Origin of the sequence: Klebsiella grimontii, assembly GCF_900200035.1 — a bacterium.
GTDB lineage: Bacteria > Pseudomonadota > Gammaproteobacteria > Enterobacterales > Enterobacteriaceae > Klebsiella > Klebsiella grimontii.
Map to the genome: position 1 here is coordinate 1 of NZ_FZTC01000015.1, position 24,655 is coordinate 24,655.

The following is a 24,655-nucleotide window of genomic DNA, read 5'->3' on the forward strand; positions in this document are numbered from 1 at the left end:
CTGCCAGGCATCAAATTAAGTAGTAAGCCGGTGCATTAATCCGGTGGTTACAGAAGTATTCGGTGGAGCGGTAGTTCAGTCGGTTAGAATACCTGCCTGTCACGCAGGGGGTCGCGGGTTCGAGTCCCGTCCGTTCCGCCACTTATTAAAAGCCCTGAGCATTTGCTCAGGGCTTTTTCTTTACCTGTTGTTTAATTATTGCTGTTTTAGCAAAAATCCTCTGCATTTAGCGCTCTTTTTCTCAATCTTCTCGTTGGTCATAATTGTCCTCGTTAACCGATATGAATGAAGAAAGAGGAAAATCATGACAATCCCTGTATTTGGTCTTGGGACCTTCCGTCTGAAAGATGACGTGGTTATTACATCTGTAAAAACGGCGCTTGAACTGGGCTATCGCACCATTGATACCGCGCAAATCTATGATAATGAAGCTGCTGTGGGTCAGGCGATTGCAGAAAGCGGCGTTGCGCGCAATGAACTGTTCATCACCACCAAGATCTGGATTGAAAATCTCAACAAAGAGAAGCTGATCGCCAGCCTGAAAGAGAGCCTGCAGAAGCTGCGTACTGACTATGTCGATCTGACGTTAATCCACTGGCCGTCGCCAAATGATGCCGTTGCGGTTGAAGAGTTTATGGCCGCGCTGCTGGAAGCGAAAAAACAGGGGCTGACCCGTCAGATTGGTATCTCTAACTTCACTATTCCGCTGATGGAGCGCGCAATTGCTGCCGTTGGCGCGGAGAACATCGCGACCAACCAGATTGAACTCTCTCCGTATCTGCAGAACCGTAAAGTGGTTAATTGGGCACGTGAACACGGTATCCATATCACCTCTTACATGACGCTGGCCTACGGTAAGGCGCTGAAAGATGAAGCGATCGCACGTATCGCGGCGAAATACGATGCCACGCCGGCGCAGGTTATCCTGGCCTGGGCAATGGGCGAAGGTTATGCGGTAATCCCGTCTTCGACTAAGCGCGAAAACCTGGCAAGCAATCTCAAAGCTCAGGATCTGCAGCTGGATGAAGACGATCGCCAGGCGATCGCCGCGCTGGACTGCAACGATCGTCTGGTTAGCCCGGACGGTCTGGCGCCTGAATGGGACTAATTTAACCCCCATCTGTACTCTACAACCCTGTTACAGCTCCTTCGGGAGCTGTTTTACATGCTCGCTAAGAAAGTCGATAAAGGCTCTGATCCGCGTGCTTACGGCCCTGTCGCTGTAGTAAACCGCGCTAAACGGCATTTCAATCGGCAGCCGTTTGTCAGCCAGCAGCTCGACAAACGCCCCTTCAGCAATCTCCTTATCCACCATGTAGTCCGACAGACAGGCGATTCCGTTACCGGCCAGGCACAGCTGCTTAAGCGTTTCTCCGCTATTGGAAGATATCTCGCTTTCGATTTCCAGTAGCTGACCATCACAGCAGGAGATTGGCCATGTATTCAATGAAACGGGTTCGCTAAAGCCCAGACACTGATGATGTTTTAGCTCAGCGACGCTTTGCGGCGTTCCATGGCGAGCAAGATAGTCCGGTGAAGCGATAATTTTGCGGTAGCTATTGAACAATGGCCTGGCGCGCAGGCTGGAGTCGGTCAGCGTACCGGCGCGGATCGCGACGTCGACTTTCCGCTCGATCAGATTGATAAAGGTTTCTGACGAAACCAGCGTAAGGTTCATCTCCGGGTAGCGCTCGCGGAAGGGTCTTATCAAAGGCATCAGAAAATGCAGTATCACCGGCGTTGCGGCGTCAACCCGTAACAGACCTCTTGGCGTCGTACGGCTCTCCAGAAGCTCATTCTCGGCAGCGGCCATCTCCTGAAGCACAACCTGCATGCGACGGAAATAACGCTCTCCCTCTTCAGTCAGGCTTAGCTGACGGGTCGTACGATTAAGCAGGCTCACGCCGAGCTTTGATTCCAGCTTTTTCACCGCCCGGCTGACGGCGGAATTAGCCTGACCTAGCTGTTCGGCTGCGCGACTAAAGCTGCCGCTTTCAACCACGGCGACAAAAATGGCGATTTCTTCTGAGGTAGCTCTCATTATTGCACCTGTGGCAAAATTCTATTGATACTTTGGCTATTTTTGTTATTAAAACATCTCTTCATACTACGTGTCATCTTAATCATGTTGATACGGAGTACATTATGCCGCTGGCGCTACTGGCCTTAACTATCGGTGCCTTTGCTATTGGCACGACCGAATTTGTCATCGTGGGCCTGGTGCCCACTATCGCAGAACAACTTGCTATTTCGCTCCCCTCTGCGGGGCTGCTGGTTTCGATCTATGCACTCGGCGTGGCGATTGGCGCCCCGGTACTCACCGCGCTGACCGGGCGGATGCCGCGTAAACAACTGCTGCTCGCGTTAATGGCACTGTTTACCGCCGGCAACCTGCTGGCCTGGCAGGCGCCGGGCTATGAAACTCTGGTTCTGGCACGCCTGCTGACGGGGCTGGCGCACGGGGTTTTCTTTTCGATCGGATCGACAATTGCGACCAGCCTGGTCCCGAAAGAGAAAGCGGCTTCGGCGATTGCGATTATGTTTGGCGGTCTGACTGTTGCGCTGGTGACCGGGGTGCCATTAGGCACCTTTATCGGCCAACATTTTGGCTGGCGTGAGACGTTCCTCGCCGTGTCGATCCTTGGCGTCATTGCGTTAATGAGCAGCCTTATTCTGGTGCCGAATAACATTCCTGGCCGTGTCAGCGCGGGATTGCGCGCCCAGCTGCAGGTTCTGACCCATCCTCGTTTGCTGATTATCTACGCCATTACTGCTTTAGGATATGGCGGCGTATTTACCGCTTTTACCTTCCTGGCGCCGATGATGCAGGATCTTGCCGGATTTAGCCCAGCGGCCGTTAGCTGGATCCTCCTCGGCTACGGTGTATCTGTGGCGGTGGGCAACGTATGGGGCGGAAGGCTGGCGGATAAACACGGCGCCGTGCCCGCGCTGAAGCTGATTTTTGCCGCGTTAGTTGCTTTACTTCTGATCTTTCAATTTACGGCCAGTTTGCAGTATGCGGCGCTGGCGACGGTATTGGTGATGGGCATCTTTGCTTTTGGTAACGTTCCGGGCCTGCAGGTGTACGTGGTGCAGAAAGCGGAGCAGTATACCCCTGGCGCGGTTGACGTTGCCTCTGGCCTGAATATTGCCGCCTTTAATATCGGGATTGCCTTAGGATCGGTGATTGGCGGTCAGACGGTAGAGCATTATGGTCTGGCTCAGACGCCGTGGATTGGCGCGTTAATTGTTCTGGTCGCACTGTTACTGGTGGTTCTCAGCGGTCGGCTCGATAGGCCTCGGCGCCGTACTACGGCTCTTTCCGTAGAAGGATAAAGGTTTCTGGCAAATTGCATTGAAAGTGTATACAAAAATCCCTATAACAGAAGAACCAGCCGCAGTCGGGCTGGTTTCCTGTTATCGAGGTTTGATGCCTAAATTGCGAAAGAATACCTATGCCATGCGCTATGTCGCCGGACAACCCGCGGAGAGAATCTTACCTCCGGGGTCGTTTGCTGGCATGACTCCGGCTTTTCCGGCCGGGGTACCGTTAAGCTCGGATGAGAAAATCCGCGTGCTGGTGTGGAACATCTTCAAGCAACAGCGCGCCGAGTGGAAATCCGTGCTTAATAATTTCGGTAAAGATGCTCACCTGGTGTTATTGCAGGAAGCGCAAACCACGCCTGAGTTAGTGAAATTCGCCACCTCCAACTATCTGGCCGCGGACCAGGTTCCGGCTCTGGTGCTCCCGCAGCATCCTTCCGGGGTCATGACGTTAGCTTCCGCGCACCCCATTTATTGCTGCCCTCTGCGCGAACGCGAGCCTATCCTGCGGCTGGCAAAGTCAGCGTTGGTCACCGTTTACCCGTTACCGGATTCCCGTCTGCTGATGGTGGTGAATATCCACGCGGTCAATTTTAGTCTTGGCGTTGATGTCTACAGCAAACAGCTGCTGCCGATTGGCGACCAGATTGCCCATCACAGCGGGCCGGTGATAATGGCGGGCGACTTTAACGCCTGGAGCCGTCCGCGAATGAACGCTTTGTATCGCTTTGCGCGTGAAATGTCGCTGCGCGAAGTCCGCTTCTCTGACGATCAGCGCCGTCGCACTTTTGGTCGTCCGCTTGATTTTGTGTTTTATCGGGGGTTAAGCGTGCACGACGCTTCCGTGCTGGTGACCCGCGCCTCCGATCACAACCCTCTACTAGTCGAATTCAGTCCCGGCAAGCCTGATTAATTAAGGTATGTCAGGCTTGCCATGGGGCAGGCCTGCATATGCATGGTGCTGCCTTTATTACTCAAACTACCGAAGGACAATGCAATGACAACACGCTCTCATCATGACAACGTCGAAAAACAGTTTGGCTCACAGGCCAGCGCCTACCTGACCAGCGCCGTACACGCTTCCGGGCGGGATTTACAGCGCCTGGCCGAACGGCTGGCGGACTTCCCGCAGGCCCACGTGCTGGATATGGGATGCGGCGCCGGACACGCCAGCTTTGCGGCGGCAGGGCAGGTTGCCCAGGTGACGGCATATGATTTATCCAGCCAGATGCTGGACGTGGTGGCTCAGGCCGCAAGGGATAAAGGTTTCACCAATATCGCCACTCAGCAGGGCTACGCTGAATCATTGCCTTTCGCTGATGCCAGCTTTGATGTGGCGATCAGCCGTTATTCTGCGCATCACTGGCACGACGTCGGCCAGGCATTGCGCGAAGTGAAGCGGGTGCTGAAGCCGGGTGGGGTGATGATTATTATGGATGTGATGTCGCCCGGTCACCCTGTTCGCGACGTCTGGCTGCAAACCGTTGAAGCCCTGCGCGATACTTCCCATGTCCGCAACTACTCCAGCGGCGAGTGGCTGGCAATGGCGAGCGAGGCCGGTTTGGTGATAAATCATCTGCTGACCGATCGCTTGCCTCTGGAGTTCAGCTCATGGGTCGCGCGGATGCGGACGCCTGCGGCGCTGACGGAGGCGATTCGTTTATACCAGGACAGCGCATCAGCGGAGGTTAAGGCCTATTTTGCCTTGCAGCAGGACGGTTCGTTCACCAGCGATACGATTATGTTTGAGGCCCATAAGGCAATCTAACCCAGAGATAAAACAAAAGGCACCGCGAGGGTGCCTTTTTTAATGCCTGCTGAATCATCAGGATTCTGGTCTGTCGCTGTTCTTCACATACAGCGTTAGCTGATCGCCGGGCTTGAGGTTGCCAGTATCGCTATTCCAGCGCATCACATCGCGGATGTTCACGCCATGACGTTTCGCAATGCTCGACAGAGAGTCGCCTTTACGTACGCGATAGGTAATGCTATCGCTATTGTTCGCCAGACGTTCCGCGCTGCTGCCTGCGCCAATCACCAGATTCTGCCCCACTTTCAGGCCAGAGCCGCGAATGCCGTTCCACTGCTGCAGATCTTTCGCTGATACCCCGAGACGCGATGCAATGCCGGAAAGGGTATCACCGGAGCGCACCTGGTAGCTGCGGCTGGTCAACGGTCTGTTGTCTGCAAGCTGAGTCGGCTGTACGGCGGCAATATCGCCAGAGGCCAAAGATTCACGCAGCTGCGCCGCGTGCTTCTGCGGAACCAGGACGTAATTGGGGCCGTTTGCACCCAGAGTCGACCCCTTCACGCCGGCGTTGAACGTTTTCAGCTTGCTGACAGGCATTCCTGCCATATCCGCCAGTTGTGAAATCTCAACCGGACTATCGAGGCGTACACGCGCCAGGGCACGGCTTTCGTCTGCCGTCGGCAGCCTTATGCCATACCGCTTGCTGTTCTTGAGTATATCGCTCAGGGCCAGCATTTTGGGTACGTATATTTTGGTTTCCTGCGGTAATGACAGCGACCAGAAATCGGTGGGTTTACCCCGTGATTTGTTCGCTTTGATAGCCTTCATTACCCGGCCTTCGCCGCTGTTATACGCCGCGACGGTTAACAACCAGTCGCCGTCGAACATTTTGTTCAGACGTTGCATCATGTTTAACGCTGCCGTAGTTGAGGCAACGATGTCACGACGCGCATCGTAACTGCGGGTCTGTTTCAAACCATAATTGCGCCCGGTGCTCGGAATGATCTGCCAGATGCCTGCGGCATTGGCGCCAGACGTTGCGTGCGGGTCAAAAGCGCTCTCCACTATGGGTAGTAATACCAGTTCCATTGGCATGTTACGTTTCTTAACTTGCCCGGCTATCCAGTACATATACGGCTCTGCCCGTAAAGTTACATCGTGGAGATAGCTCTTATTTCTTAAGTACTTCTGTTTTTGTTCGCGAATCCGGACATTTTCCGGAATTCCCATCTTTAGCTCGTCGCCTATCGAAGTCCACAGATCCTGGTCTTGCGCGTAGAAGGTTCCATCATCTAACCAGCGCGCTCGACTTGTGAACTTGCTTGCTTCCCCTTGACTCGCTGCAGAAAGGCTCTGTGCGTGCTGTTGTACGGTGCCATCGTTCTTAGACGCCTGGCACCCCACCAGCAGGACAGAGGCGAGTAAAATCGCTCGTGCCTTCATGTGTGTGTCAATAGTTGCTTAAAAGACGAGCAAGGATAACGGTGAAGTCGGCTGAAGACAAGAATTAAATATCAGAAGTCGTCTTTCTTTGACCTTAACCATGCAAATCGCTGAGCAGAGTGTTGCAAATTTGTTTCTTTGCTAATTTCTTTAATTAAATCATCATCATCTGTGCGAAGAAATAAATTTATACGACGCTCATTTTTCAGAATTACGGGGAGTGTTTTTTGGTTTTTTGCACGTAACTCATTAACTTTGTGATAATAATCATTTATATCCCTATCATGGGGAAGGATGCTCATTGCAAACTTCATATTTGCTAATGTGTACTCATGTGCGCAACATATTAAGGTTTCGTCAGGGAGGGCGTTAATCTTCTTAAATGATTGATACATCTGCTCTGCAGTCCCTTCGAACAGTCTGCCGCAGCCGCCGGAAAACATTGTGTCGCCACAAAATAGATAAGGTGCGCTGAAGAAACAGATGTGTCCTAAAGTGTGACCTGGCGTGGCAAAAATAGAAAATTCGCGGCCCAAAACAGAGATGCTTTCTCCGTCCTTGACGATGTGGGTTATGCCCTTATCCTGGGTTTCTGCCGGTCCGTAAACCGCTATGGCCGGAAATTTTTCCCGCAGTTTTTTTACGCCGCCAACGTGGTCGTGGTGATGATGCGTCAACAGGATAGCTTCCGGCTGCCAGCGATTTTGTTCAATGGCGGCGAGTACCGGAGCGGCTTCTCCCGGGTCGACTATCAGGCAGCGCCCGCTATCTTCACTAAGAACCCAGATGTAGTTGTCCTGAAATGCGGGAATACTGATAAGATTCATAAATTACCTCTAATGCGTAGCGGAAGGTTGCGATGAAGCCGGCAAGGATACCTCAAACAGTTACAGCGCCAGAGCACTGGTCCAGCATGCCGTGGGGCGAATACTACCGCGAGTCGCTGGAACGGCAGATGAAGCCCTGGCTCGCTAAATTATATGGCTTTCATTTACTTAAGATTGGCAATCTGAGCGCGGAAATCAATACTGAATCCTGTGCGATTTCCCATCAGGTGAATGTCTCTTTACAAGGAAATCCGGTGCAGGTAAAGGCCGATCCGCTGCATTTGCCTTTTGCCGAGAAGTCGGTCGATGCCTGCCTGCTGGCGCATACCTTACCGTGGTGCAGCGATCCGCATCGACTGCTGCGGGAAGCGGATAGAGTGCTGATCGACGATGGCTGGATAATTTTAACCAGTTTTAACCCCATGAGCCTGATGGGTTTACGTAAGCTGGTGCCGGTATTACGCAATAAGCCCCCCTATAACAGCCGCATGTTCACCTTAACGCGTCAGATGGATTGGCTGGGGTTGCTTAATTTTGAAGTTATGCATTATGGGGGCTATCAGGTCCTTCCCTGGTCGCGCCACGGGGGGAAAATGCTCAGTACGCATCTCCCGGCGTTGGGATGTCTGCAGCTGATCATTGCCCGTAAACGCACTATCCCGTTGACGCTAAACCCGATGAAATCGGGCAAAGCAAAAAAACGAATACCGCAGGCGGTAGGCGCCACGCGTCAGTGGCGCAAGGGGCAGAATTAGCTTTCCGCCTGATAACCGATGTCGTCCCGGGTTGGGTTAGATGCCGCCGAGCGCGCCAGTTCGTCGCAGCGTTCGTTTTCCGGATGCCCGGCGTGGCCTTTAACCCATTCCCATTTGATCTTGTGTTGACCCAGCGCGGCGTCCAGGCGCTGCCAGAGATCGACATTTTTTACCGGTTTCTTGTCCGCCGTCTTCCAGCCGCGTTTTTTCCAGTTGTGGATCCACTGCGTAATCCCCTGACGCACGTACTGGCTGTCGGTACTGAGGATCACTTCACAATGTTCTTTCAGCGCTTCCAGGGCGACGATGGCGGCCATCATCTCCATGCGGTTGTTCGTTGTAAGGTTAAAGCCTTCGCTAAAAGTTTTTTCTTTCCCGCGATAGCGTAAAATCGCACCGTAGCCGCCGGGGCCTGGATTTCCCAGGCAAGAACCATCGGTGAAAATTTCTACCTGTTTGAGCATCTCTGGTAGACTTCCTGTAATTGAAATCGATACGTAAAACGGTAAGTCTGACATAAATGACCGCTATGAGCACTGCAATTACGCGACAGATCGTTCTCGATACCGAAACCACCGGTATGAATCAGATTGGTGCGCACTATGAAGGGCACAAGATAATTGAAATCGGTGCGGTGGAGGTGATCAACCGCCGCCTGACCGGAAACAACTTCCACGTCTATTTAAAGCCGGACCGGCTGGTGGATCCTGAAGCGTTTGGCGTTCACGGCATTGCGGACGAATTCCTGATGGATAAGCCCGCGTTTGGCGATGTGGTCGATGAGTTCATCGACTATATCCGCGGCGCGGAGCTGGTCATCCATAACGCATCGTTTGATATCGGCTTTATGGATTATGAATTTGCGAAGCTGAATCGCGGAATTCCGAAGACGGATACCTTCTGTAAGGTGACCGACAGCCTGGCCCTGGCGCGTAAAATGTTCCCGGGCAAGCGTAACAGCCTTGATGCCCTCTGTTCACGTTATGAAATAGACAACAGCAAGCGAACGCTGCACGGCGCGTTGCTCGATGCCCAGATTCTGGCTGACGTCTATCTGATGATGACCGGCGGCCAGACGACGATGGCTTTCTCAATGGAAGGGGAAGGTCAGCAGCAGGCCGGAGAAATGGGCATTCAACGCGTTGTTCGCGCTGCCAGCAAATTACGGGTGGTTTATGCCTCCGATGAAGAGTTGATGAACCATGAATCGCGGCTCGATCTGGTGCAAAAGAAAGGCGGAAGCTGCCTGTGGCGCGCCTGATTTACCCGTAAACGCGCTAAAAATAGCCTGATGGGCGATTTTTGCAGCAAGCGATTCAAAAATGAAGAAAAAGCGTTGACGGGGTAGAGGGGAATCCGTAATATTCGCCTCGTTCCCAAGGGAACAGTAAGTGGAGCGGTAGTTCAGTCGGTTAGAATACCTGCCTGTCACGCAGGGGGTCGCGGGTTCGAGTCCCGTCCGTTCCGCCACTATTCAGAAAGCCTGAATCAGCAATGATTCAGGCTTTCGTCGTTCTGGCCCGTGCCGTTTCCTGAGCCAGGCCTTCACACACGCTTCTATCCTCTCGATAACATGCCGACTCTCGGCGCAGCCCGCATGCCTTGCGCAAATCGCATTGATGGGTAACAGGTAAACTTTTTTGGCTTTGCTGCCGGCCTGACGCGCGCGTTTGCGGCATAAGAAAGGGAGCCATGGCTCCCCGAGTTTGCTTGCTTTAGTTGAGCGTGAAGGGGTCAGCGTCCTGCCAGGCCGGAAACTTCTCGCGATACTCTTTTAGCGACGTCAGCGAAAGCTCAGCGTCCAGGCGGGTTGCCTGATGCGGTTCGGCCGTCGCGATAATCTCGCCCTGCGGGGTAATTATCCGGCTATCGCCCCGGTAATGATGCCCGTTGCCATCGGTGCCGACGCGATTGCATCCGGCTACATAAGCCTGATTTTCGATAGCCCTGGCGACCAGCAGCGACTGCCAGTGCATTGAACGTGGGGCGGGCCAGTTGGCAACGTACAGCGCTAAATCGTAGTCGTTATGGTTGCGTGACCACACCGGGAAACGCAGGTCGTAGCACACCAGCGGCAGAATTCTCCAGCCGCGCCATGCAAAAATAACCCGTTCGTTACCCGCCTCGTAATGATGATGTTCATCCGCCATGCGAAACAGGTGCCGTTTGTCATAGAAATGGATTTGACCGTTGGGCTCAACCAGCAAAAAACGGTTAACCGGACCGCGGTCCGTTTGTAGCGCGGCGCTACCGGCAATCAGCGCGTTGGTTTGTGCGGCTTTAGCTTCCATCCAGGCAACCACTTCCTCTTGCGATAGCGACTGTTTTGCTGCCTCCATCGCGAAGCCAGTGGTAAACATTTCGGGTAAAACAATGAGGTCACGCCCGGTTATCCCTTCCAGTTGACGATCGAAATGGCGCAGGTTGGCGGGACCGTCCATCCACACCAGCGGTTGTTGTAAAAGGGTTATTTTCAGTCCGGGCACGGTGGTGAACTCCAGTATGATGAGAGGAATTATAATGATTTTAACACCATATCAGCCGAGGGACGGCTCAGGGAATATTTTGTAAAAGAATGACAGCCCTGGAAATACCCTTCGATGAATTATCAGAAAAAAGAGAGGCGGGGAAGTCCCCGCCTCGATCGTGATGTGATTATTTGGGCTTTTTAAGCTGCTTCAATCTTGCGGACTTTCTCCGGCAGCTTTACCGGCCGGGTCGCCAGTTCATCCGGGGCGAAATCGTCGACGTTAATGCTGCGCAGTCGGCTGTTTTCAGCCCGGACCAGAATGTCCGCCTCGTCCTGATTGATTAACCCTTTTGCCAGCGCGTTGCGGGCCAGCTCATCAAGACGCGTAAACGACAGATTCTTGCCCAGCTCTTTGCACAGGCGCTGGTGGATGGGGTCTGCCGCCATGACATCAAGCAGCGCCTCTTCCAGCAGGCCGACCGGGTTATGCTCGCTCGGCGTCAGATACTGACCGCGGCCGATACGCGAACGCGTCGCGCTCGGGACCTGCAGAATCTTCGCTACCTTATGATCCAGCTTGTCTGAAGGCGCCAGGTAATGACGTCCGGTCGGGAAGATGGCCACGCGAAGCGCTCCGGCGACCAGACGATTTGGGAAGTTGACCAACAGATCGTCAATCGCCTGCTCGGCCTGATACAGCGCATCCTGTACCCCCCAGTGAACCAGCGGTAAGTCCGCTTCGTTACGCCCCTCATCGTCATAGCGTTTCAGGACCGCCGACGCCAGGTAGAGCTGGCTCAGCACATCTCCCAGACGCGCAGAAATTCTTTCACGACGCTTCAGGCTACCGCCCAGTACCGCCATTGAGACATCGGACAGCAGGGCCAGGTTGGCGCTCAGTCGGTTCATATGTTGATAGTAGCGACGAGTGGCATCGCGGGTCGGCGTGCTGCTGGTGAGACCGCGGGTCAGGCCCAGCCAGAAACTGCGCACTTTATTGCTTCCCACGTGCCCGATGTGTTTAAACAGCAGCTTATCGAAAGCGTCGATGTCGTTATTCTGCGCCGCCGCCATTTCATCCAGCACGTACGGATGACAGCGAATCGCTCCCTGGCCGAAGATCATCATGCTGCGGGTCAGGATATTCGCACCTTCAACGGTGATGGCGATCGGCGCGCCCTGATAGGCTCGCGCCAGGAAGTTACCGCTGCCGAGCATAATGCCCTTACCGCCGGTAATATCCATTGCGTCAATAATTGAACGCTGGCCACGGTGGGTGCAGTGATACTTCACAATTGCCGACAGTACCGCGGGTTTTTCGCCAAGCATAATGCCGTAGGTAATCAGCGAGGCGGCGGCGTCCATTACGTAGGCATTGCCTGCGATACGCGCCAGCGGTTCTTCGATCCCTTCCATTTTACCGATAGAGATTTTGAACTGGCGGCGAATGTGCGCGTAGGCACCGGTAGCCATGGCGACGGATTTAAGGCCACCGGTAGCGTTTGAGGGCAGGGTGATGCCGCGACCAACCGATAAACACTCAACCAGCATCCGCCAGCCCTGACCGGCCATCGACGGGCCGCCAATAATGTAATCGATAGGAACGAAAATATCTTTCCCCTGGGTCGGGCCGTTCTGGAACGGAACGTTCAGCGGGAAATGGCGACGACCGATTTCAACGCCAGGAGTGGTGGTCGGGATAAGCGCACAGGTGATACCCAGCTCTTCTTCCCCGCCCAGCAGGCGGTCAGGGTCGGAGAGTTTGAACGCCAGCCCCAGCACGGTAGCGATAGGCGCAAGCGTGATATAGCGTTTATTCCAGGTCAGACGCATGCCCAGAACCTGCTGGCCCTGCCATTCGCCCATGCAGACGACGCCGGTATCCGGAATGGCGCCGGCATCGGAACCCGCTTCCGGGCTGGTCAGCGCGAAGCACGGAATTTCCTGACCGCGAGCCAGGCGTGGCAAATAGTGGTTTTTCTGCTCTTCCGTACCGTAATGCTGCAGCAGCTCGCCCGGGCCTAATGAGTTCGGCACGCCGACGGTAATCGCCAGGATTCCGGAGACACCCGACAGCTTTTGCAGTACGCGAGCCTGCGCGTAAGCGGAGAATTCCAGCCCGCCGTACTCTTTCTTAATGATCATCGCGAAGAAGCGATGCTCTTTCAGATAGGCCCACAGCTCCGGCGGCAGATCGGCCATCTCGTGGGTAATTTCGAAGTCGTTTGCCATTCGGCAGGCTTCTTCGACCGGGCCGTCAATAAAGGCTTGTTCTTCAGCGGTGAGGCGCGGCTGCGGATAGTTGTGCAGTTTCTGCCAGTCGGGATTGCCGCGGAACAGATCGCCTTCCCACCATGTCGTACCGGCGTCAATCGCTTCTTTCTCGGTGCGCGACATCGGCGGCATGACCTTACGGAAAGCGCGGAACGCCGGGACTGAAATCATGGATTTACGCATCGGGGCAAGGTTGAACGGCAGCAAAACGATCGCCAGCGGAATTAGCAGCCAGATATTCCACAGCCCCGCAGCGCCGAGCGCGGCGGTCCAGACAAGTAAAATCGCGCTGCTGAGCAGCAGATTGATTCGGTGATAAAAGAGCGCACCGAGTAAAACTACGGTTGCAACAATACTCAAAATCATCATAGAGAAATGCTCCCTGTCTTGTAGGAGGTCTGACCACTTGTGATGATATGGTTGTAGTGGATGTAATTTGTTTTAGCAATGTGTTTACAAAATAATTACAACCTTGCTCACATTGTTGTACGGAAATGCGGCACATAAAATCAAAAGCACGGGGGATTACCTTGCGTGCTGCTTCTCGCTGCGTCGGCTATCCGGTAAACTGCCTGGGTTATCCCACAAATACTGAAGGATTATCCTCATGTACCAGGATCTTATTCGTAACGAACTGAATGAAGCCGCTGAAACGCTGGCTAACTTTCTGCAGGACGAAGCCAATATTCATGCGATTCAGCGTGCTGCGGTGCTGCTGGCGGATAGCTTTAAAGCTGGCGGCAAAGTCCTTTCCTGCGGTAACGGCGGTTCACACTGCGATGCGATGCATTTTGCGGAAGAACTGACCGGGCGCTATCGTGAAAACCGCCCAGGCTATCCGGCAATTGCGATTTCAGACGTGAGCCATCTCTCTTGCGTCAGCAATGATTTTGGCTATGAATATGTTTTCTCTCGCTACGTAGAATCAGTGGGCCGTACAGGCGATGTATTGCTGGGGATCTCCACTTCCGGTAACTCCGGTAACGTAATCAAAGCGATCGAAGCCGCCCGCGCTCAGGGGATGAAAGTGATTACTCTGACGGGGAAAGATGGCGGTAAAATGGCGGGATCGGCGGATGTCGAAATTCGCGTACCGCATTTTGGCTACGCCGACCGCATTCAGGAAATTCATATTAAAGTGATTCATATCCTGATTATGCTTATCGAAAAAGAGATGGTTAAAGCCTGATAAATCGCGGGGGTTAACCCCGCATTGCTGTATGAGGTGATCTATGTGCGAATTGCTCGGGATGAGCGCGAATGTGCCCACAGATATTTGCTTCAGTTTCACCGGGCTGGTGCAGCGCGGTGGCGGAACCGGGCCGCATAAAGACGGCTGGGGCATTACTTTTTATGAAGGTAAGGGCTGTCGCACATTTAAAGATCCGCAGCCTAGCTTTCAGTCGCCCATAGCCAAGCTGGTGCAGGAATATCCTATCAAGTCCTGCTCGGTCATCGCCCATATTCGCCAGGCCAACCGGGGTATCGTTGCGCTGGAAAATACTCACCCCTTTACCCGGGAATTGTGGGGGCGCAACTGGACCTATGCGCATAACGGTCAACTGGAAGGGTATGAGAATCTCGGGACGGGCAACCTGCACCCCATCGGGGAAACCGATAGCGAAAAGGCGTTCTGCTGGCTGCTGCACAGCATCACCGAGCGCTATCCGGAAATGCCGGGCGATATGGTGGAGGTATTCAGCTTTATCGCTACGCTTGCCGGAGAGCTGCGTGAAAAGGGCGTGTTTAACATGCTGCTCTCCGATGGGCGCTACGTGATGGCGTTCTGCTCGACGAATTTATACTGGATTACGCGACGGGCGCCGTTTGGCGTAGCGACGCTGCTGGATCAGGATGTAGAAATTGATTTTCAACGCGAGACCACACCGAATGATGTGGTCTCCGTTATCGCCACCCAGCCGCTGACCGGCAATGAAACCTGGAATAAAATCATGCCAGGCGAGTGGGTGTTATTTTGCCTCGGGGACCGAGTAGTTTGACGCGAGCTGCGGCTGCACAACTTCGTGGCTGAGCGGTTTGCTCACCACGTAGCGGCCATCGGCCACGGAAACCACCGGCGGTTTATGCGTCTGCCGGAAGTAGTCGTATCCCGGTTTCAGCTGTTGCCAGAAATCCGCGAAGTAGGAATATTTGTGCCGCGCCATGTTGGCATCGGTCATGCGAAAAGGATAGATGCTCACCTGAACGTTGGGCTGGCCGAAGACTAACGCGCCGGTGACGAACTGGAAGATTTCATCAATACCGGTATCGGTCATGGCGTAACAGCCAACGGATACGCAGGCGCCGTGAATCATCAGATACTTACCTTCGTAGCCGTGCGCGCGGTCGTAAGCGTTCGGGAAGCCAATATTGATCGCTTTATAGAAACGACTATCGGGTTTTAGCTGATTGCGCGAAACGTTATAGAACCCTTCCGGGCTCTTGAAATCGCCCTGGCGCTGCTTTGGACCGAGCCCGCCGGAGTAGTTACAGATCCGGTAGCTGTCGAGAAGCTGGTAAGTTTCGCCCATCTTGACGTAAAGATCGAGCATGCGCTCTTCTTTGAAGATCTCAATGTAGACCGGGGAGCCCATGAGCTGCTGCTTATACTCTTTGCTCATCGGCGTTGTCGAGCTGTTACTGCTAAGTAACCCTGCGAATGAAACGCACGGCAACAGAAGCATCGCAATAAATAATGCGATTTTGCGCATACTACTTGTTCCTTGATAAAACAAATTACCACATTGCCAGGACGGCAAGAGAGACCCGAAATCAGAGTTTTCTGGTTTTAGAGCGCTCACATTAGCACCACGGCATTTTTTCGCAAGCACGATGTGCCACGTTTACGTTTTAGTTTTCCGTTATAGCGAATCTTGAGGCAAAGCGCAGTCAGAACTTTGCGTAATAGCTCGCATTTTAGAACGACTTAATGGCGGTTTGTCTACAGGCGCCGCTCACGAAATGTTACACTTGGCCCGCTAAATGCTCAGGGTAAGAAAGGATGCTTCTCTCCCGTCTTGTGAATCACCAGGACTACAATGTTCCTTTCTTCCTCTTATTTTCCATTAATTATGCTGGCCTCGGCCTGATGCCGGGGTTTAGGTAACGGATACCTGCTAACGATATGATTAAAATCACGAAAGGGCTGAATTTGCCCATAGCTGGCATGCCATCACAGCAGATTTCTTCGAAGCCTGCGGTTAAGCGCGTTGCGCTGTTAGGCGAAGAGTACATCGGTATGCGCCCCTCGATGGCGGTGCGTGAAGGTGACCGGGTACAAAAAGGGCAGCTTCTGTTCGAAGACAAAAAAAATCCTGGCGTGCGTTTTACCGCACCGGCAAGTGGGACCATTAGCGCCATTCATCGCGGCGAGCGTCGGGTTCTGCAATCGGTCGTTATTGATGTGGATGGCGATGATGCCGTTCACTTTCCCCGCTATGAATTAGCCGATCTTGCCGGGTTGACGCGCGAGGCCGTACAGCGCCAACTGCTGGAGTCGGGGATGTGGACGGCATTTCGCACCCGTCCTTTCAGCAAAATACCCGCGCCGGGCAGCGTGCCGGCGGCCATATTTGTCACCGCCATTGATACGAATCCGCTGGCGGCAGACCCTCAGCCAATCATACTGGCCCAGCGTGAGGCCTTTGACGCTGGTTTGACGCTGTTGACGCGGCTGACCGACGGTAAAGTCCACGTCTGTCAGGCCAGCGGCGGCAAGCTTGGCGGGCATCCGGTTGGCCAGGTTACTTTCAACCAGTTTGCCGGGCCGCATCCCGCCGGGCTGGTGGGGACCCACATCCATTTTCTCGAACCGGTTAGCCTGAAAAAGCAGGTCTGGCATCTTAACTATCAGGACGTTATCGCCGTTGGCAAATTATTCCTGGAAGGGGAGCTGTCTGTCGAACGTATTATTGCCCTCGGTGGCCCGCAGGTGAAGGAGCCCCGTCTGATAAAAACGTGTTCAGGCGCCAGCCTTGATGAGCTGCTGGCAGATGAACTGCTGGATGATGAAAACCGGATTATTTCCGGTTCGGTCCTCAGCGGAACGCATGCCCGCGGGCCGCATGCTTTTCTTGGCCGCTTTCATTTACAGGTCAGCGTGGTGAAGGAAGGGCGAGAGAAAGAGCTGTTCGGCTGGGTGATGCCGGGGAAGGACAAATTCTCCATCACTCGCACCACGCTCGGCCACTTTATGAAGCGTAAGCTGTTTAATTTCTCGACGGATACCAACGGCGGCGAGCGGGCTATGGTGCCGATTGGCAATTATGAGCGAGTGATGCCGCTGGATATTCTGCCCACCATGCTGCTGCGGGATTTGCTGGCGGGGGATACCGATAGCGCACAGGCGCTGGGCTGTCTGGAACTGGATGAAGAAGACCTGGCGCTTTGCACCTACGTGTGTCCCGGCAAGTATGAATATGGCCCGGCGTTGCGCAGCGTGTTAACCCAGATTGAGCAGGAAGGATAAGTGATGGGCTTAAAGCAACTGTTTGACAAACTTGAGCCGCACTTTACGCACGGCGGCAAGCTGGAAAAATACTACCCGTTGTTCGAAGCGACGGCGACCTTGTTTTATACACCCGGTCAGGTGACGCGCGGAGCGGCGCACGTCAGAGACGCCATCGACCTTAAGCGGATGATGATACTGGTGTGGTTCGCCGTTTTCCCGGCAATGTTCTGGGGAATGTATAACGTTGGCCTGCAGACTATTCCGGCGCTGCATAAATTATACGGTGCTGAACAGCTGCAGCAGGTTATTGCCGGGAACTGGCACTACAGCATTGCGCAGTGGTTGGGGGTGAACTTCACCCCTGACGCCGGTTGGCTCAGCATGATGACCTTGGGGGCGGTATTTTTCCTGCCTGTCTACATTACCGTATTTCTTGTCGGCGGATTCTGGGAAGTGCTGTTTGCTATCGTGCGTAAACACGAGGTTAACGAGGGCTTTTTCGTTACCTCTATTCTGTTTGCGCTGATCGTACCGCCCACTTTGCCGCTATGGCAGGCCGCGTTTGGGATCACCTTCGGTGTCGTCATGGCCAAGGAGATTTTTGGCGGAACCGGGCGAAACTTTCTCAACCCGGCGCTGGCGGGGCGGGCCTTTCTGTTCTTTGCCTGGCCGGCGCAAATTTCCGGCGACCTGGTGTGGACTGCGGCGGATGGCTTCTCCGGCGCGACGCCGCTATCCCAGTGGGCCAGCGGCGGCGGTGAATCGCTGGTGAACGTCGCTACCGGTCTGCCGGTAAGCTGGATGGATGCCTTCCTCGGCAAGATTCCGGGCTCGATTGGCGAAGTCTCGACGCTGATGATTCTGATCGGCGGGGCAATCATTATCTTTGGTCGCGTGGCCTCATGGCGCATCGTCGCCGGGGTTTTCATCGGTATGGTGGCTACCGCGATGCTGTTTAATTTCATTGGCTCTGATACCAACCCGATGTTTGCCATGCCGTGGTACTGGCATCTGGTGCTCGGCGGTTTCGCCTTCGGCATGATGTTTATGGCGACGGACCCGGTGTCCGCGTCGTTTACGGATAGAGGTAAATGGAGCTATGGCCTGCTGATCGGCGTGATGTGCGTCCTGATTCGCGTGGTCAACCCGGCCTATCCGGAAGGGATGATGCTGGCGATCCTCTTCGCCAACCTCTTCGCGCCGCTGTTCGATTATCTGGTGGTGCGGGCCAATATTAAGCGGAGGAAGTCGCGTGGCTGAGAATAAAAGTAACGATAGCATCGGCAAAACGCTGCTGGTGGTGCTGGTGCTTTGTCTGGTCTGCTCAATCGTGGTCGCCGGTTCTGCGGTGGGGCTAAAATCGCGCCAGCAGGAGCAGCGCGCTCTCGATAAACAGCGCAATATCCTGGCGGTTGCCGGTCTGATGAAGCAGGGGATGAGCGCAGAGGACGTGGCTGATATTTTTAAGGCCCGTATCTCTCCGCGATTAGTCGATTTAGCCAGCGGCGAGCTGCTGGATAAAGATCCCGGCAAGTTTAATCAGGCCCAGGCTCTGAAAGATCCCCAGCAAAGCCTACAGCTGGACGCCAGTCAGGACCCGGCCGGTATCAAACGCCGCAGTAATATTGCCGAAATTTATCTGGTGCGCGATGAAAAGCAGCAGATTCAGGAAATCGTCCTGCCCATTTACGGTAACGGCCTGTGGTCGGTGATGTACGCCTTTATTGCGCTGGAAACCGATGGCCGTACGCTCAAAGGGATCACCTATTACGATCACGGCGAAACGCCGGGGCTGGGCGGGGAAATCGAAAACCCCAACTGGCGCCAGCAGTTTATCGGTAAACAAGTGCTTGATGATAAAGGTATGCCTGCGCTGAGAATCGTTAAAGGCGGAGCGCGTCCGGGCGACCTGCACGCCGTGGATGGCCTGTCGGGCGCGACGCTGACTTCCAACGGTGTGCAGCATAGTTTTGATTTCTGGATGGGCGAACTGGGCTTTGGTCCATTCCTGCATAAGGTACGTGAAGGGGGGCTGAATAATGGCTGATTTAGGCGACATGAAAGAAATGAAGCGCGTGCTGGTGGGGCCGCTTATCGCTAATAACCCTATCACGCTGCAGGTCCTGGGCGTCTGCTCCGCGCTGGCGGTGACCACCAAGCTGGAGACGGCTTTTGTGATGACCATCGCGGTGACGCTGGTTACGGCTTTCTCCAGCATGTTTATCTCCATGATCCGCCACCACATTCCGAATAGCGTGCGCATCATTGTGCAGATGGCGATTATCGCTTCGCTGGTTATTGTCGTTGACCAGCTGCTGCGCGCTTTTGCTTATGAAACCTCCAAACAGCTATCGGTATTCGTCGGCCTTATCATTACCAACTGTATCGTAATGGGGCGGGCGGAAGCCTATGCCATGAAGTCGCCGCCGTTGGCAAGCTTTATGGACGGTATTGGCAACGGTCTAGGATACGGCGCGATCCTGTTGCTTGTCGGCTTTCTGCGCGAGCTCATTGGCAGCGGCAAACTGTTTGGCATCACGGTGCTGGAAACGGTGCAGAACGGCGGCTGGTATCAGCCAAATGGCCTGTTTCTTCTGGCGCCGAGTGCGTTCTTCATTATCGGTTTGTTGATTTGGGCGGTGCGTAGCTGGAAGCCTGAACAGCAGGAAAAGGAGTAACCGATTATGGCTCATTACATTAGCCTGTTTGTCCGCGCCGTGTTTGTTGAAAACATGGCGCTGGCCTTCTTTCTTGGGATGTGTACCTTCCTCGCGGTATCGAAAAAAGTGTCGACCGCTTTCGGGCTCGGCGTTGCGGTAACGGTCGTGCTTGGGCTGGCGGTACCCATTAACAATCTGGTTTACAACCTGGTGCTGCGCGACGGCGCGCTGGTGGAAGGCGTTGATCTGAGCTTTCTGAACTTTATTACCTTCATTGGCGTTATTGCCGCGCTGGTTCAGATCCTCGAGATGATCCTCGATAAGTACTTCCCGACGCTCTATAACGCTCTGGGGATCTTCCTGCCGCTGATTGCCGTCAACTGTGCGATTTTTGGCGGTGTCTCCTTCATGGTGCAGCGTGACTATAACTTCAGCGAGTCGATCGTTTACGGCTTTGGTTCCGGCATCGGCTGGCTGCTGGCAATTGTGGCGATGGCGGGTATCCGTGAAAAAATGAAATACGCAAACGTGCCCGCGGGTCTGCGCGGGTTAGGGATCACCTTTATTACCACAGGTCTGATGGCGCTGGGCTTTATGTCATTCTCCGGTGTGCAGCTATAAGGGCGGAAAGTATGGAAATTATTCTTGGCGTAGTGATGTTCACGCTGATCGTCCTGGTGCTATCGGGGCTGATACTGGCCGCGCGTTCGAAGCTGGTGAATGCGGGCGACGTGGTCATTGAAATCAATAATGAGGCGGATAAACAGATTCGTACTCCGGCGGGCGACAAGCTGCTGAATACGCTCTCCAGCAACGGTATCTTCGTTTCGTCGGCCTGCGGCGGCGGGGGCTCCTGCGGCCAGTGCCGGGTGACGGTGAAAGAGGGGGGCGGTGATATCCTGCCTACCGAACTCTCTCATATCACTAAGCGTGAGGCGAGAGAGGGCTGCCGCCTCGCCTGCCAGGTCGCGGTGAAGCAGAACATGAAAATCGAGCTGCCGGAGGAGATTTTTGGCGTTAAGAAGTGGGAGTGTGAAGTTATCTCGAACGATAACAAGGCCACTTTCATCAAGGAGCTGAAGCTGCGCGTGCCTGACGGTGACGCGGTTCCGTTCCGCGCCGGCGGGTATATTCAGATCGAGTGTCCATCGCACAAAGTCGCCTATGCCGACTTTGACGTTCCGGACGAGTATCGCGGCGACTGGGATAAATTTAATCTTTTCCGCTATGTCTCTGACGTGAAAGAGCCCACGTTACGCGCCTACTCCATGGCTAACTATCCGGAAGAGAAGGGCATCATTATGCTCAACGTGCGTATTGCCACGCCGCCGCCGCAGGTGCCTGATGCGCCGCCGGGGATTATGTCCTCGTATATCTGGTCGCTGAAGCCTGGCGATAAAGTGACGATTTCCGGGCCGTTTGGGGAGTTCTTTGCCAAAGAAACGCAGGCGGAGATGGTGTTTATCGGCGGCGGGGCGGGGATGGCGCCGATGCGCTCGCATATTTTCGACCAGCTTAAGCGGCTACACAGCTCACGTAAAATCAGTTTCTGGTACGGTGCGCGGTCTCTGCGAGAAATGTTCTATGATGACGAGTTTGAACAGCTGGCACGGGAAAACCCGAACTTTACCTTCCACGTGGCGCTCTCCGATCCGCAGCCGGAAGATAACTGGACCGGCCATACTGGCTTCATTCATAACGTCCTGTATGAAAACTATCTGCGCGATCACCCGGCGCCGGAAGATTGTGAGTTTTACATGTGTGGGCCGCCGGTGATGAACGCCGCGGTTATCAAAATGCTTAAAGATCTCGGCGTTGAGGATGAAAACATCATGCTGGACGATTTTGGAGGCTGATGATGCTGACGGTATTTGTCGCGACCTTCGTGATTTTCGCGCTGGTTATTCTGGGAATGTCGCTAGGGTACCTGATCAAGCGCAAAACTCTTCAGGGCAGCTGCGGCGGGATCTCATCGCTGGGTCTGGAAAAGGTCTGCGACTGTCCTGAACCTTGCGATGCGCGTAAAAAACGCATGGCTCGCGAAGCGCAGCGCAAACGGGATCGCATCATTTAAACAGCAGGCCGCTTATCGCGGCCTTTTACGATTTACCAGGTTTTCGCTTTCGCCGGCGAGTCTACCATCACGCCATCGGCTCCCAGCTCGCTTGCCTTACGAAAATCATCGGCGCTATTAATGCCGAAGAAGACAATATGGGCTTTGCCCTGAGAGCGGAAACAGTCCATGGCTTCTTTATCCCAGGTGAGGGTGGCTGGCGACACGCCTTCGCCGAGGGTGAACTTCTCCACGATTTCTACCTTGCGTTTCAGCTCCAGACCGTACCAGTAGTCATCGCCCGGCTGCGTGGTTGGCTGGCACTGGTGGCTAAGGGAAATATTAGCCAGCTTCGTTCGCGTTTCGCCCCGGCTGACGAAATGGGGAATAGATTCCGGTAGCGCCGCGATATAGCGGTCTTCGGTGGAATAAACGCGTACGCGCGAGAGGCTATGGGTTGTTTGCAATACTTCACTAAGACGCGAAGCCATCATTGCCGGGTCGGCATCAGGCGATTTAATATCGATGTAAAAGAAGGTCTGCGGCCATTGCTCCAGCACTGATTGCAGCGTTGGAATGGTGGCATTTTTTCCGCGCCAGGGGTGAGTTTCACCGCCCCATTTCCATCCCGCGTCCATGCGGGCCAGTTCGGCAGCGCTAAAGCTTGAGACCTTCCCGGTATGGTCAGTCAGGGCGGATAAATCGCTCGGGCGATATAAGACCGGAACGCCATCATGGCTTAATTGTACCGTTATCCAAATCGCCTCGGCCTTATTCTCCAGCGCCAGTTTTATCGCCGGAAGGGTGTTTTCCGGCGCATCGCCGGTGCCTCCCCGATGAGCAATGAGCTGCGGCGCAGCGCAGGCGCTGCTGGCAATAAGCAAACCAAGCGCAGTAAGTATTGATTTCATGATTACATTCACCCTGTTCATTAATATAACCATATGAAAAATAAATCATATTTGTTGCACTTTTATGTTGTAGCACGTTTTTTATGGCGAGGGTTTTTAAAAGATTAAATTTCGCCGACTTTTGCTATACTGTACGCATGTACAGTCTAAGGTTTGGCTATGCGTAAGATCATCCACGTTGATATGGACTGCTTCTTCGCGGCGGTGGAGATGCGGGACAACCCGGCACTGCGCGACATCCCTATCGCCATTGGCGGTAGCCGGGTGCAGCGCGGTGTGATCAGTACGGCCAACTATCCGGCGCGTAAATTCGGCGTGCGTAGCGCCATGCCCACCGCCACAGCGCTCAAGCTTTGTCCTCACCTGACGCTGCTTCCCGGCCGCTTTGATGCTTATAAAGAGGCGTCGAACCATATCCAGGAGATTTTTTCCCGCTATACCTCGCTAATCGAGCCTTTATCGCTGGACGAAGCCTATCTGGACGTTAGCGACAGCGTTCATTGTCAGGGGTCAGCGACGCTGATGGCGCAGGAGATCCGCGAGACCATCCATCGTGAGCTAAATTTGACCGCCTCCGCAGGCATTGCGCCAGTAAAGTTTCTCGCAAAAATCGCCTCGGACCTGAATAAACCCAATGGCCAGTTTGTGATTGCGCCGCACCAGGTCGCGGAGTTTGTCAAAACGTTGCCGCTAGCGAAGATCCCGGGCGTCGGCAAAGTTTCCGCCGCGAAGCTCGAAAGCATGGGGCTGAGGACCTGTGCAGATGTGCAGAACAGCGATCTGGCGATGTTGCTCAAGCGCTTTGGTAAATTCGGGCGGATACTATGGGAGCGCAGCCAGGGAATTGATGAACGAGAAATCAGCAGCGAGCGCCAGCGCAAATCGGTGGGCGTTGAGCGAACCCTGGTAGAGGATATCCACGAATGGGCGGAGTGTGAGTCGATTATTGAGAATCTCTATCCGGAACTGGAACGGCGCCTGGCGAAGGTTAAACCGGATTTGCTGATCGCCCGGCAGGGGGTCAAGCTGAAGTTTAATGATTTCCAGCTCACGACTCAGGAGCATGTCTGGCCCCGATTGAATAAAGATGATTTGATCACCACTGCCCATAAAGCCTGGAACGAGCGGCGCGGAGGTCGGGGAGTCAGGCTGGTAGGGCTGCACGTGACGCTGCTCGATCCGCAGCTGGAGCGACAATTAGTTCTGGGGTTATAACAATGCCGAAAATAAGACCGTATGGAGAGCGTGATTTTGCCACGCTATGCGCGATTTTTTTGCGGGCGATTAAAGAGACGGCCAGCGCCGATTATTCTCCCCGGCAAATTGCCGCCTGGGCTCAGGTTGATGAAGCCCGCTGGCGGCAAAAAATAGCGGCTTCACGGGTACTGGTCGCGGTAAAAGAGGCATCGCCGGTCGGGTTTATTACCACCGTGGATGACTATATTGATTTGCTGTTTGTTTCTCCCGACTATAGCCGCCAGGGAATAGCCAGCGCATTGCTCAACGCATTGCTTATACGGCGGCCTGAACGCGTGTTAACGGTAGAAGCCAGCATTACGGCAAAGCCCTTTTTTGAACGCCACGGTTTTAGCGTAATTGAGCAACAGCAGGTTGAAGCGCGCGGTGAGCGGTTTCTTAATTACCGGATGCGGCGGGAAATCGATGCGCTAAATACTCAGAACGCACTTTGCAGGCCTTTCCTGCAATGACTCAAGGCGGCAAATGCGCGTGGCCGGTA

The 24,655-nt window shown here is 54.2% G+C and carries 25 protein-coding genes and 2 tRNA genes; 19 read left to right on the forward strand and 8 right to left on the reverse strand.

All coding sequences use genetic code 11. The annotated features are described in order from the left end of the window. Nucleotides 1-64 precede the first annotated feature (64 nt). Both KOSB73_RS07615 and dkgB read left to right on the forward strand, forming a co-directional pair. Nucleotides 65-141 (forward strand) — tRNA-Asp (locus KOSB73_RS07615). A gap of 163 nt (nt 142-304) precedes the next feature. Then, nucleotides 305-1,108 (forward strand): 2,5-didehydrogluconate reductase DkgB, encoded by an 804-nt coding sequence (gene dkgB / locus KOSB73_RS07620; RefSeq protein ID WP_004133869.1) that lies wholly within the window; start codon nt 305-307, stop codon nt 1,106-1,108. Between the two features lie 30 nt (nt 1,109-1,138). On the opposite strand, the gene yafC is transcribed toward dkgB, so the two are convergent. Continuing rightward, a complete protein-coding gene (yafC, locus tag KOSB73_RS07625) occupies nt 1,139-2,041 on the reverse strand; it encodes a DNA-binding transcriptional regulator YafC (RefSeq protein WP_004133867.1) in 903 nt (300 codons plus the stop codon). Nucleotides 2,042-2,145: 104 nt separating this feature from the next. Here yafC and KOSB73_RS07630 point away from each other — a divergent pair, with 104 nt between their 5' ends. The 3 genes from KOSB73_RS07630 to KOSB73_RS07640 all read left to right on the forward strand — a co-directional run bounded on the left by KOSB73_RS07630 (nt 2,146) and on the right by KOSB73_RS07640 (nt 5,092). After that, complete coding sequence (locus KOSB73_RS07630; protein WP_004133865.1) at nt 2,146-3,336, forward strand: MFS transporter; 1,191 nt, start codon at nt 2,146-2,148, stop codon at nt 3,334-3,336. A 103-nt stretch (nt 3,337-3,439) separates the two neighbouring features. Then, a complete protein-coding gene (locus tag KOSB73_RS07635) occupies nt 3,440-4,237 on the forward strand; it encodes an endonuclease/exonuclease/phosphatase family protein (protein WP_024359141.1) in 798 nt (265 codons plus the stop codon). Between the two features lie 84 nt (nt 4,238-4,321). After that, nucleotides 4,322-5,092, forward strand: a complete 771-nt coding sequence (locus tag KOSB73_RS07640) for a class I SAM-dependent methyltransferase (protein ID WP_004133862.1) — start codon at nt 4,322-4,324, stop codon at nt 5,090-5,092. 57 nt (nt 5,093-5,149) lie between these two features. On the opposite strand, the gene mltD is transcribed toward KOSB73_RS07640, so the two are convergent. Both mltD and gloB read right to left on the reverse strand, forming a co-directional pair. After that, nucleotides 5,150-6,517 (reverse strand): murein transglycosylase D, encoded by a 1,368-nt coding sequence (gene mltD, locus KOSB73_RS07645; protein ID WP_049086173.1) that lies wholly within the window; start codon nt 6,515-6,517, stop codon nt 5,150-5,152. Nucleotides 6,518-6,588: 71 nt separating this feature from the next. Next, complete coding sequence (gene gloB / locus KOSB73_RS07650) at nt 6,589-7,344, reverse strand: hydroxyacylglutathione hydrolase (protein WP_049086174.1); 756 nt, start codon at nt 7,342-7,344, stop codon at nt 6,589-6,591. A 32-nt stretch (nt 7,345-7,376) separates the two neighbouring features. On the opposite strand from gloB, the gene KOSB73_RS07655 reads away from it, so the two are divergent. Next, nucleotides 7,377-8,099 carry a class I SAM-dependent methyltransferase gene (locus KOSB73_RS07655; protein ID WP_004133856.1) on the forward strand — a complete coding sequence of 241 codons (723 nt, stop codon included), beginning with the start codon at nt 7,377-7,379 and terminating at the stop codon, nt 8,097-8,099. Here the strand turns inward: KOSB73_RS07655 and rnhA are convergent. Beyond that, the gene (gene rnhA, locus KOSB73_RS07660) at nt 8,096-8,563 is read right to left on the reverse strand and encodes a ribonuclease HI (RefSeq protein WP_014228027.1); all 468 of its coding nucleotides are present in this window, start codon (nt 8,561-8,563) and stop codon (nt 8,096-8,098) included. The two genes, KOSB73_RS07655 and rnhA, sit on opposite strands and share 4 nt — an antisense overlap. Before the next feature lie 65 nt (nt 8,564-8,628). Between rnhA and dnaQ the strand changes: the two genes are divergently transcribed. Together dnaQ and KOSB73_RS07670 are read left to right on the forward strand one after the other, a co-directional pair. Continuing rightward, on the forward strand, nt 8,629-9,360 hold the full coding sequence (gene dnaQ / locus KOSB73_RS07665; RefSeq protein WP_004133854.1) for a DNA polymerase III subunit epsilon: 732 nt from the start codon (nt 8,629-8,631) through the stop codon (nt 9,358-9,360). Nucleotides 9,361-9,492: 132 nt separating this feature from the next. Next, nucleotides 9,493-9,569: transfer RNA gene (locus KOSB73_RS07670), tRNA-Asp, on the forward strand. Between the two features lie 245 nt (nt 9,570-9,814). On the opposite strand, the gene KOSB73_RS07675 is transcribed toward KOSB73_RS07670, so the two are convergent. Together KOSB73_RS07675 and fadE are read right to left on the reverse strand one after the other, a co-directional pair. Next, nucleotides 9,815-10,585: an amidohydrolase gene (locus tag KOSB73_RS07675; RefSeq protein ID WP_004133852.1), complete on the reverse strand. Its 771-nt coding sequence runs from the start codon at nt 10,583-10,585 to the stop codon at nt 9,815-9,817. Between the two features lie 182 nt (nt 10,586-10,767). After that, nucleotides 10,768-13,212, reverse strand: a complete 2,445-nt coding sequence (gene fadE / locus KOSB73_RS07680; protein WP_004133850.1) for an acyl-CoA dehydrogenase FadE — start codon at nt 13,210-13,212, stop codon at nt 10,768-10,770. A gap of 238 nt (nt 13,213-13,450) precedes the next feature. Here fadE and lpcA point away from each other — a divergent pair, with 238 nt between their 5' ends. Together lpcA and KOSB73_RS07690 are read left to right on the forward strand one after the other, a co-directional pair. Further along, nucleotides 13,451-14,032 (forward strand): D-sedoheptulose 7-phosphate isomerase, encoded by a 582-nt coding sequence (gene lpcA, locus KOSB73_RS07685; RefSeq protein WP_004133848.1) that lies wholly within the window; start codon nt 13,451-13,453, stop codon nt 14,030-14,032. Nucleotides 14,033-14,075: 43 nt separating this feature from the next. Further along, a complete protein-coding gene (locus tag KOSB73_RS07690; RefSeq protein WP_098140355.1) occupies nt 14,076-14,843 on the forward strand; it encodes a class II glutamine amidotransferase in 768 nt (255 codons plus the stop codon). Here the strand turns inward: KOSB73_RS07690 and dpaA are convergent. After that, nucleotides 14,814-15,554 carry a peptidoglycan meso-diaminopimelic acid protein amidase gene (gene dpaA / locus KOSB73_RS07695; protein WP_004129169.1) on the reverse strand — a complete coding sequence of 247 codons (741 nt, stop codon included), beginning with the start codon at nt 15,552-15,554 and terminating at the stop codon, nt 14,814-14,816. The two genes, KOSB73_RS07690 and dpaA, sit on opposite strands and share 30 nt — an antisense overlap. A 413-nt stretch (nt 15,555-15,967) precedes the next feature. On the opposite strand from dpaA, the gene KOSB73_RS07700 reads away from it, so the two are divergent. The 7 genes from KOSB73_RS07700 to nqrM are packed head-to-tail and all read left to right on the forward strand — an operon-like array spanning nt 15,968 to nt 22,027. Beyond that, complete coding sequence (locus tag KOSB73_RS07700; RefSeq protein ID WP_098067483.1) at nt 15,968-17,311, forward strand: Na(+)-translocating NADH-quinone reductase subunit A; 1,344 nt, start codon at nt 15,968-15,970, stop codon at nt 17,309-17,311. A 3-nt stretch (nt 17,312-17,314) separates the two neighbouring features. Then, nucleotides 17,315-18,553, forward strand: coding sequence for an NADH:ubiquinone reductase (Na(+)-transporting) subunit B (locus tag KOSB73_RS07705; protein WP_049086099.1), 1,239 nt, complete (start codon nt 17,315-17,317; stop codon nt 18,551-18,553). After that, complete coding sequence (locus KOSB73_RS07710; RefSeq protein ID WP_004133842.1) at nt 18,546-19,340, forward strand: Na(+)-translocating NADH-quinone reductase subunit C; 795 nt, start codon at nt 18,546-18,548, stop codon at nt 19,338-19,340. The genes KOSB73_RS07705 and KOSB73_RS07710 overlap by 8 nt, the downstream gene beginning before the upstream one ends. Beyond that, nucleotides 19,333-19,971: an NADH:ubiquinone reductase (Na(+)-transporting) subunit D gene (locus tag KOSB73_RS07715; RefSeq protein WP_004133840.1), complete on the forward strand. Its 639-nt coding sequence runs from the start codon at nt 19,333-19,335 to the stop codon at nt 19,969-19,971. Before KOSB73_RS07710 ends, KOSB73_RS07715 begins: the two co-directional genes overlap by 8 nt. 6 nt (nt 19,972-19,977) lie before the next feature. Further along, complete coding sequence (gene nqrE / locus KOSB73_RS07720; protein ID WP_024359136.1) at nt 19,978-20,574, forward strand: NADH:ubiquinone reductase (Na(+)-transporting) subunit E; 597 nt, start codon at nt 19,978-19,980, stop codon at nt 20,572-20,574. 11 nt (nt 20,575-20,585) lie between these two features. After that, nucleotides 20,586-21,809: an NADH:ubiquinone reductase (Na(+)-transporting) subunit F gene (gene nqrF, locus KOSB73_RS07725; RefSeq protein WP_024359135.1), complete on the forward strand. Its 1,224-nt coding sequence runs from the start codon at nt 20,586-20,588 to the stop codon at nt 21,807-21,809. Nucleotides 21,810-21,811: 2 nt separating this feature from the next. Further along, nucleotides 21,812-22,027, forward strand: coding sequence for a (Na+)-NQR maturation NqrM (gene nqrM / locus KOSB73_RS07730; protein WP_004133833.1), 216 nt, complete (start codon nt 21,812-21,814; stop codon nt 22,025-22,027). A gap of 32 nt (nt 22,028-22,059) precedes the next feature. Here the strand turns inward: nqrM and KOSB73_RS07735 are convergent, their stop codons facing one another. Continuing rightward, nucleotides 22,060-22,917, reverse strand: coding sequence for a glycerophosphodiester phosphodiesterase family protein (locus KOSB73_RS07735; protein WP_064342200.1), 858 nt, complete (start codon nt 22,915-22,917; stop codon nt 22,060-22,062). Nucleotides 22,918-23,076: 159 nt separating this feature from the next. On the opposite strand from KOSB73_RS07735, the gene dinB reads away from it, so the two are divergent. Together dinB and KOSB73_RS07745 are read left to right on the forward strand one after the other, a co-directional pair. Further along, entirely contained in the window at nt 23,077-24,132 is a 1,056-nt protein-coding gene (dinB, locus tag KOSB73_RS07740; protein WP_098140356.1) for a DNA polymerase IV, read from the forward strand. A gap of 2 nt (nt 24,133-24,134) precedes the next feature. Continuing rightward, nucleotides 24,135-24,626: a GNAT family N-acetyltransferase gene (locus tag KOSB73_RS07745; RefSeq protein WP_024359132.1), complete on the forward strand. Its 492-nt coding sequence runs from the start codon at nt 24,135-24,137 to the stop codon at nt 24,624-24,626. The last annotated feature ends 29 nt before the right edge of the window (nt 24,627-24,655 follow it).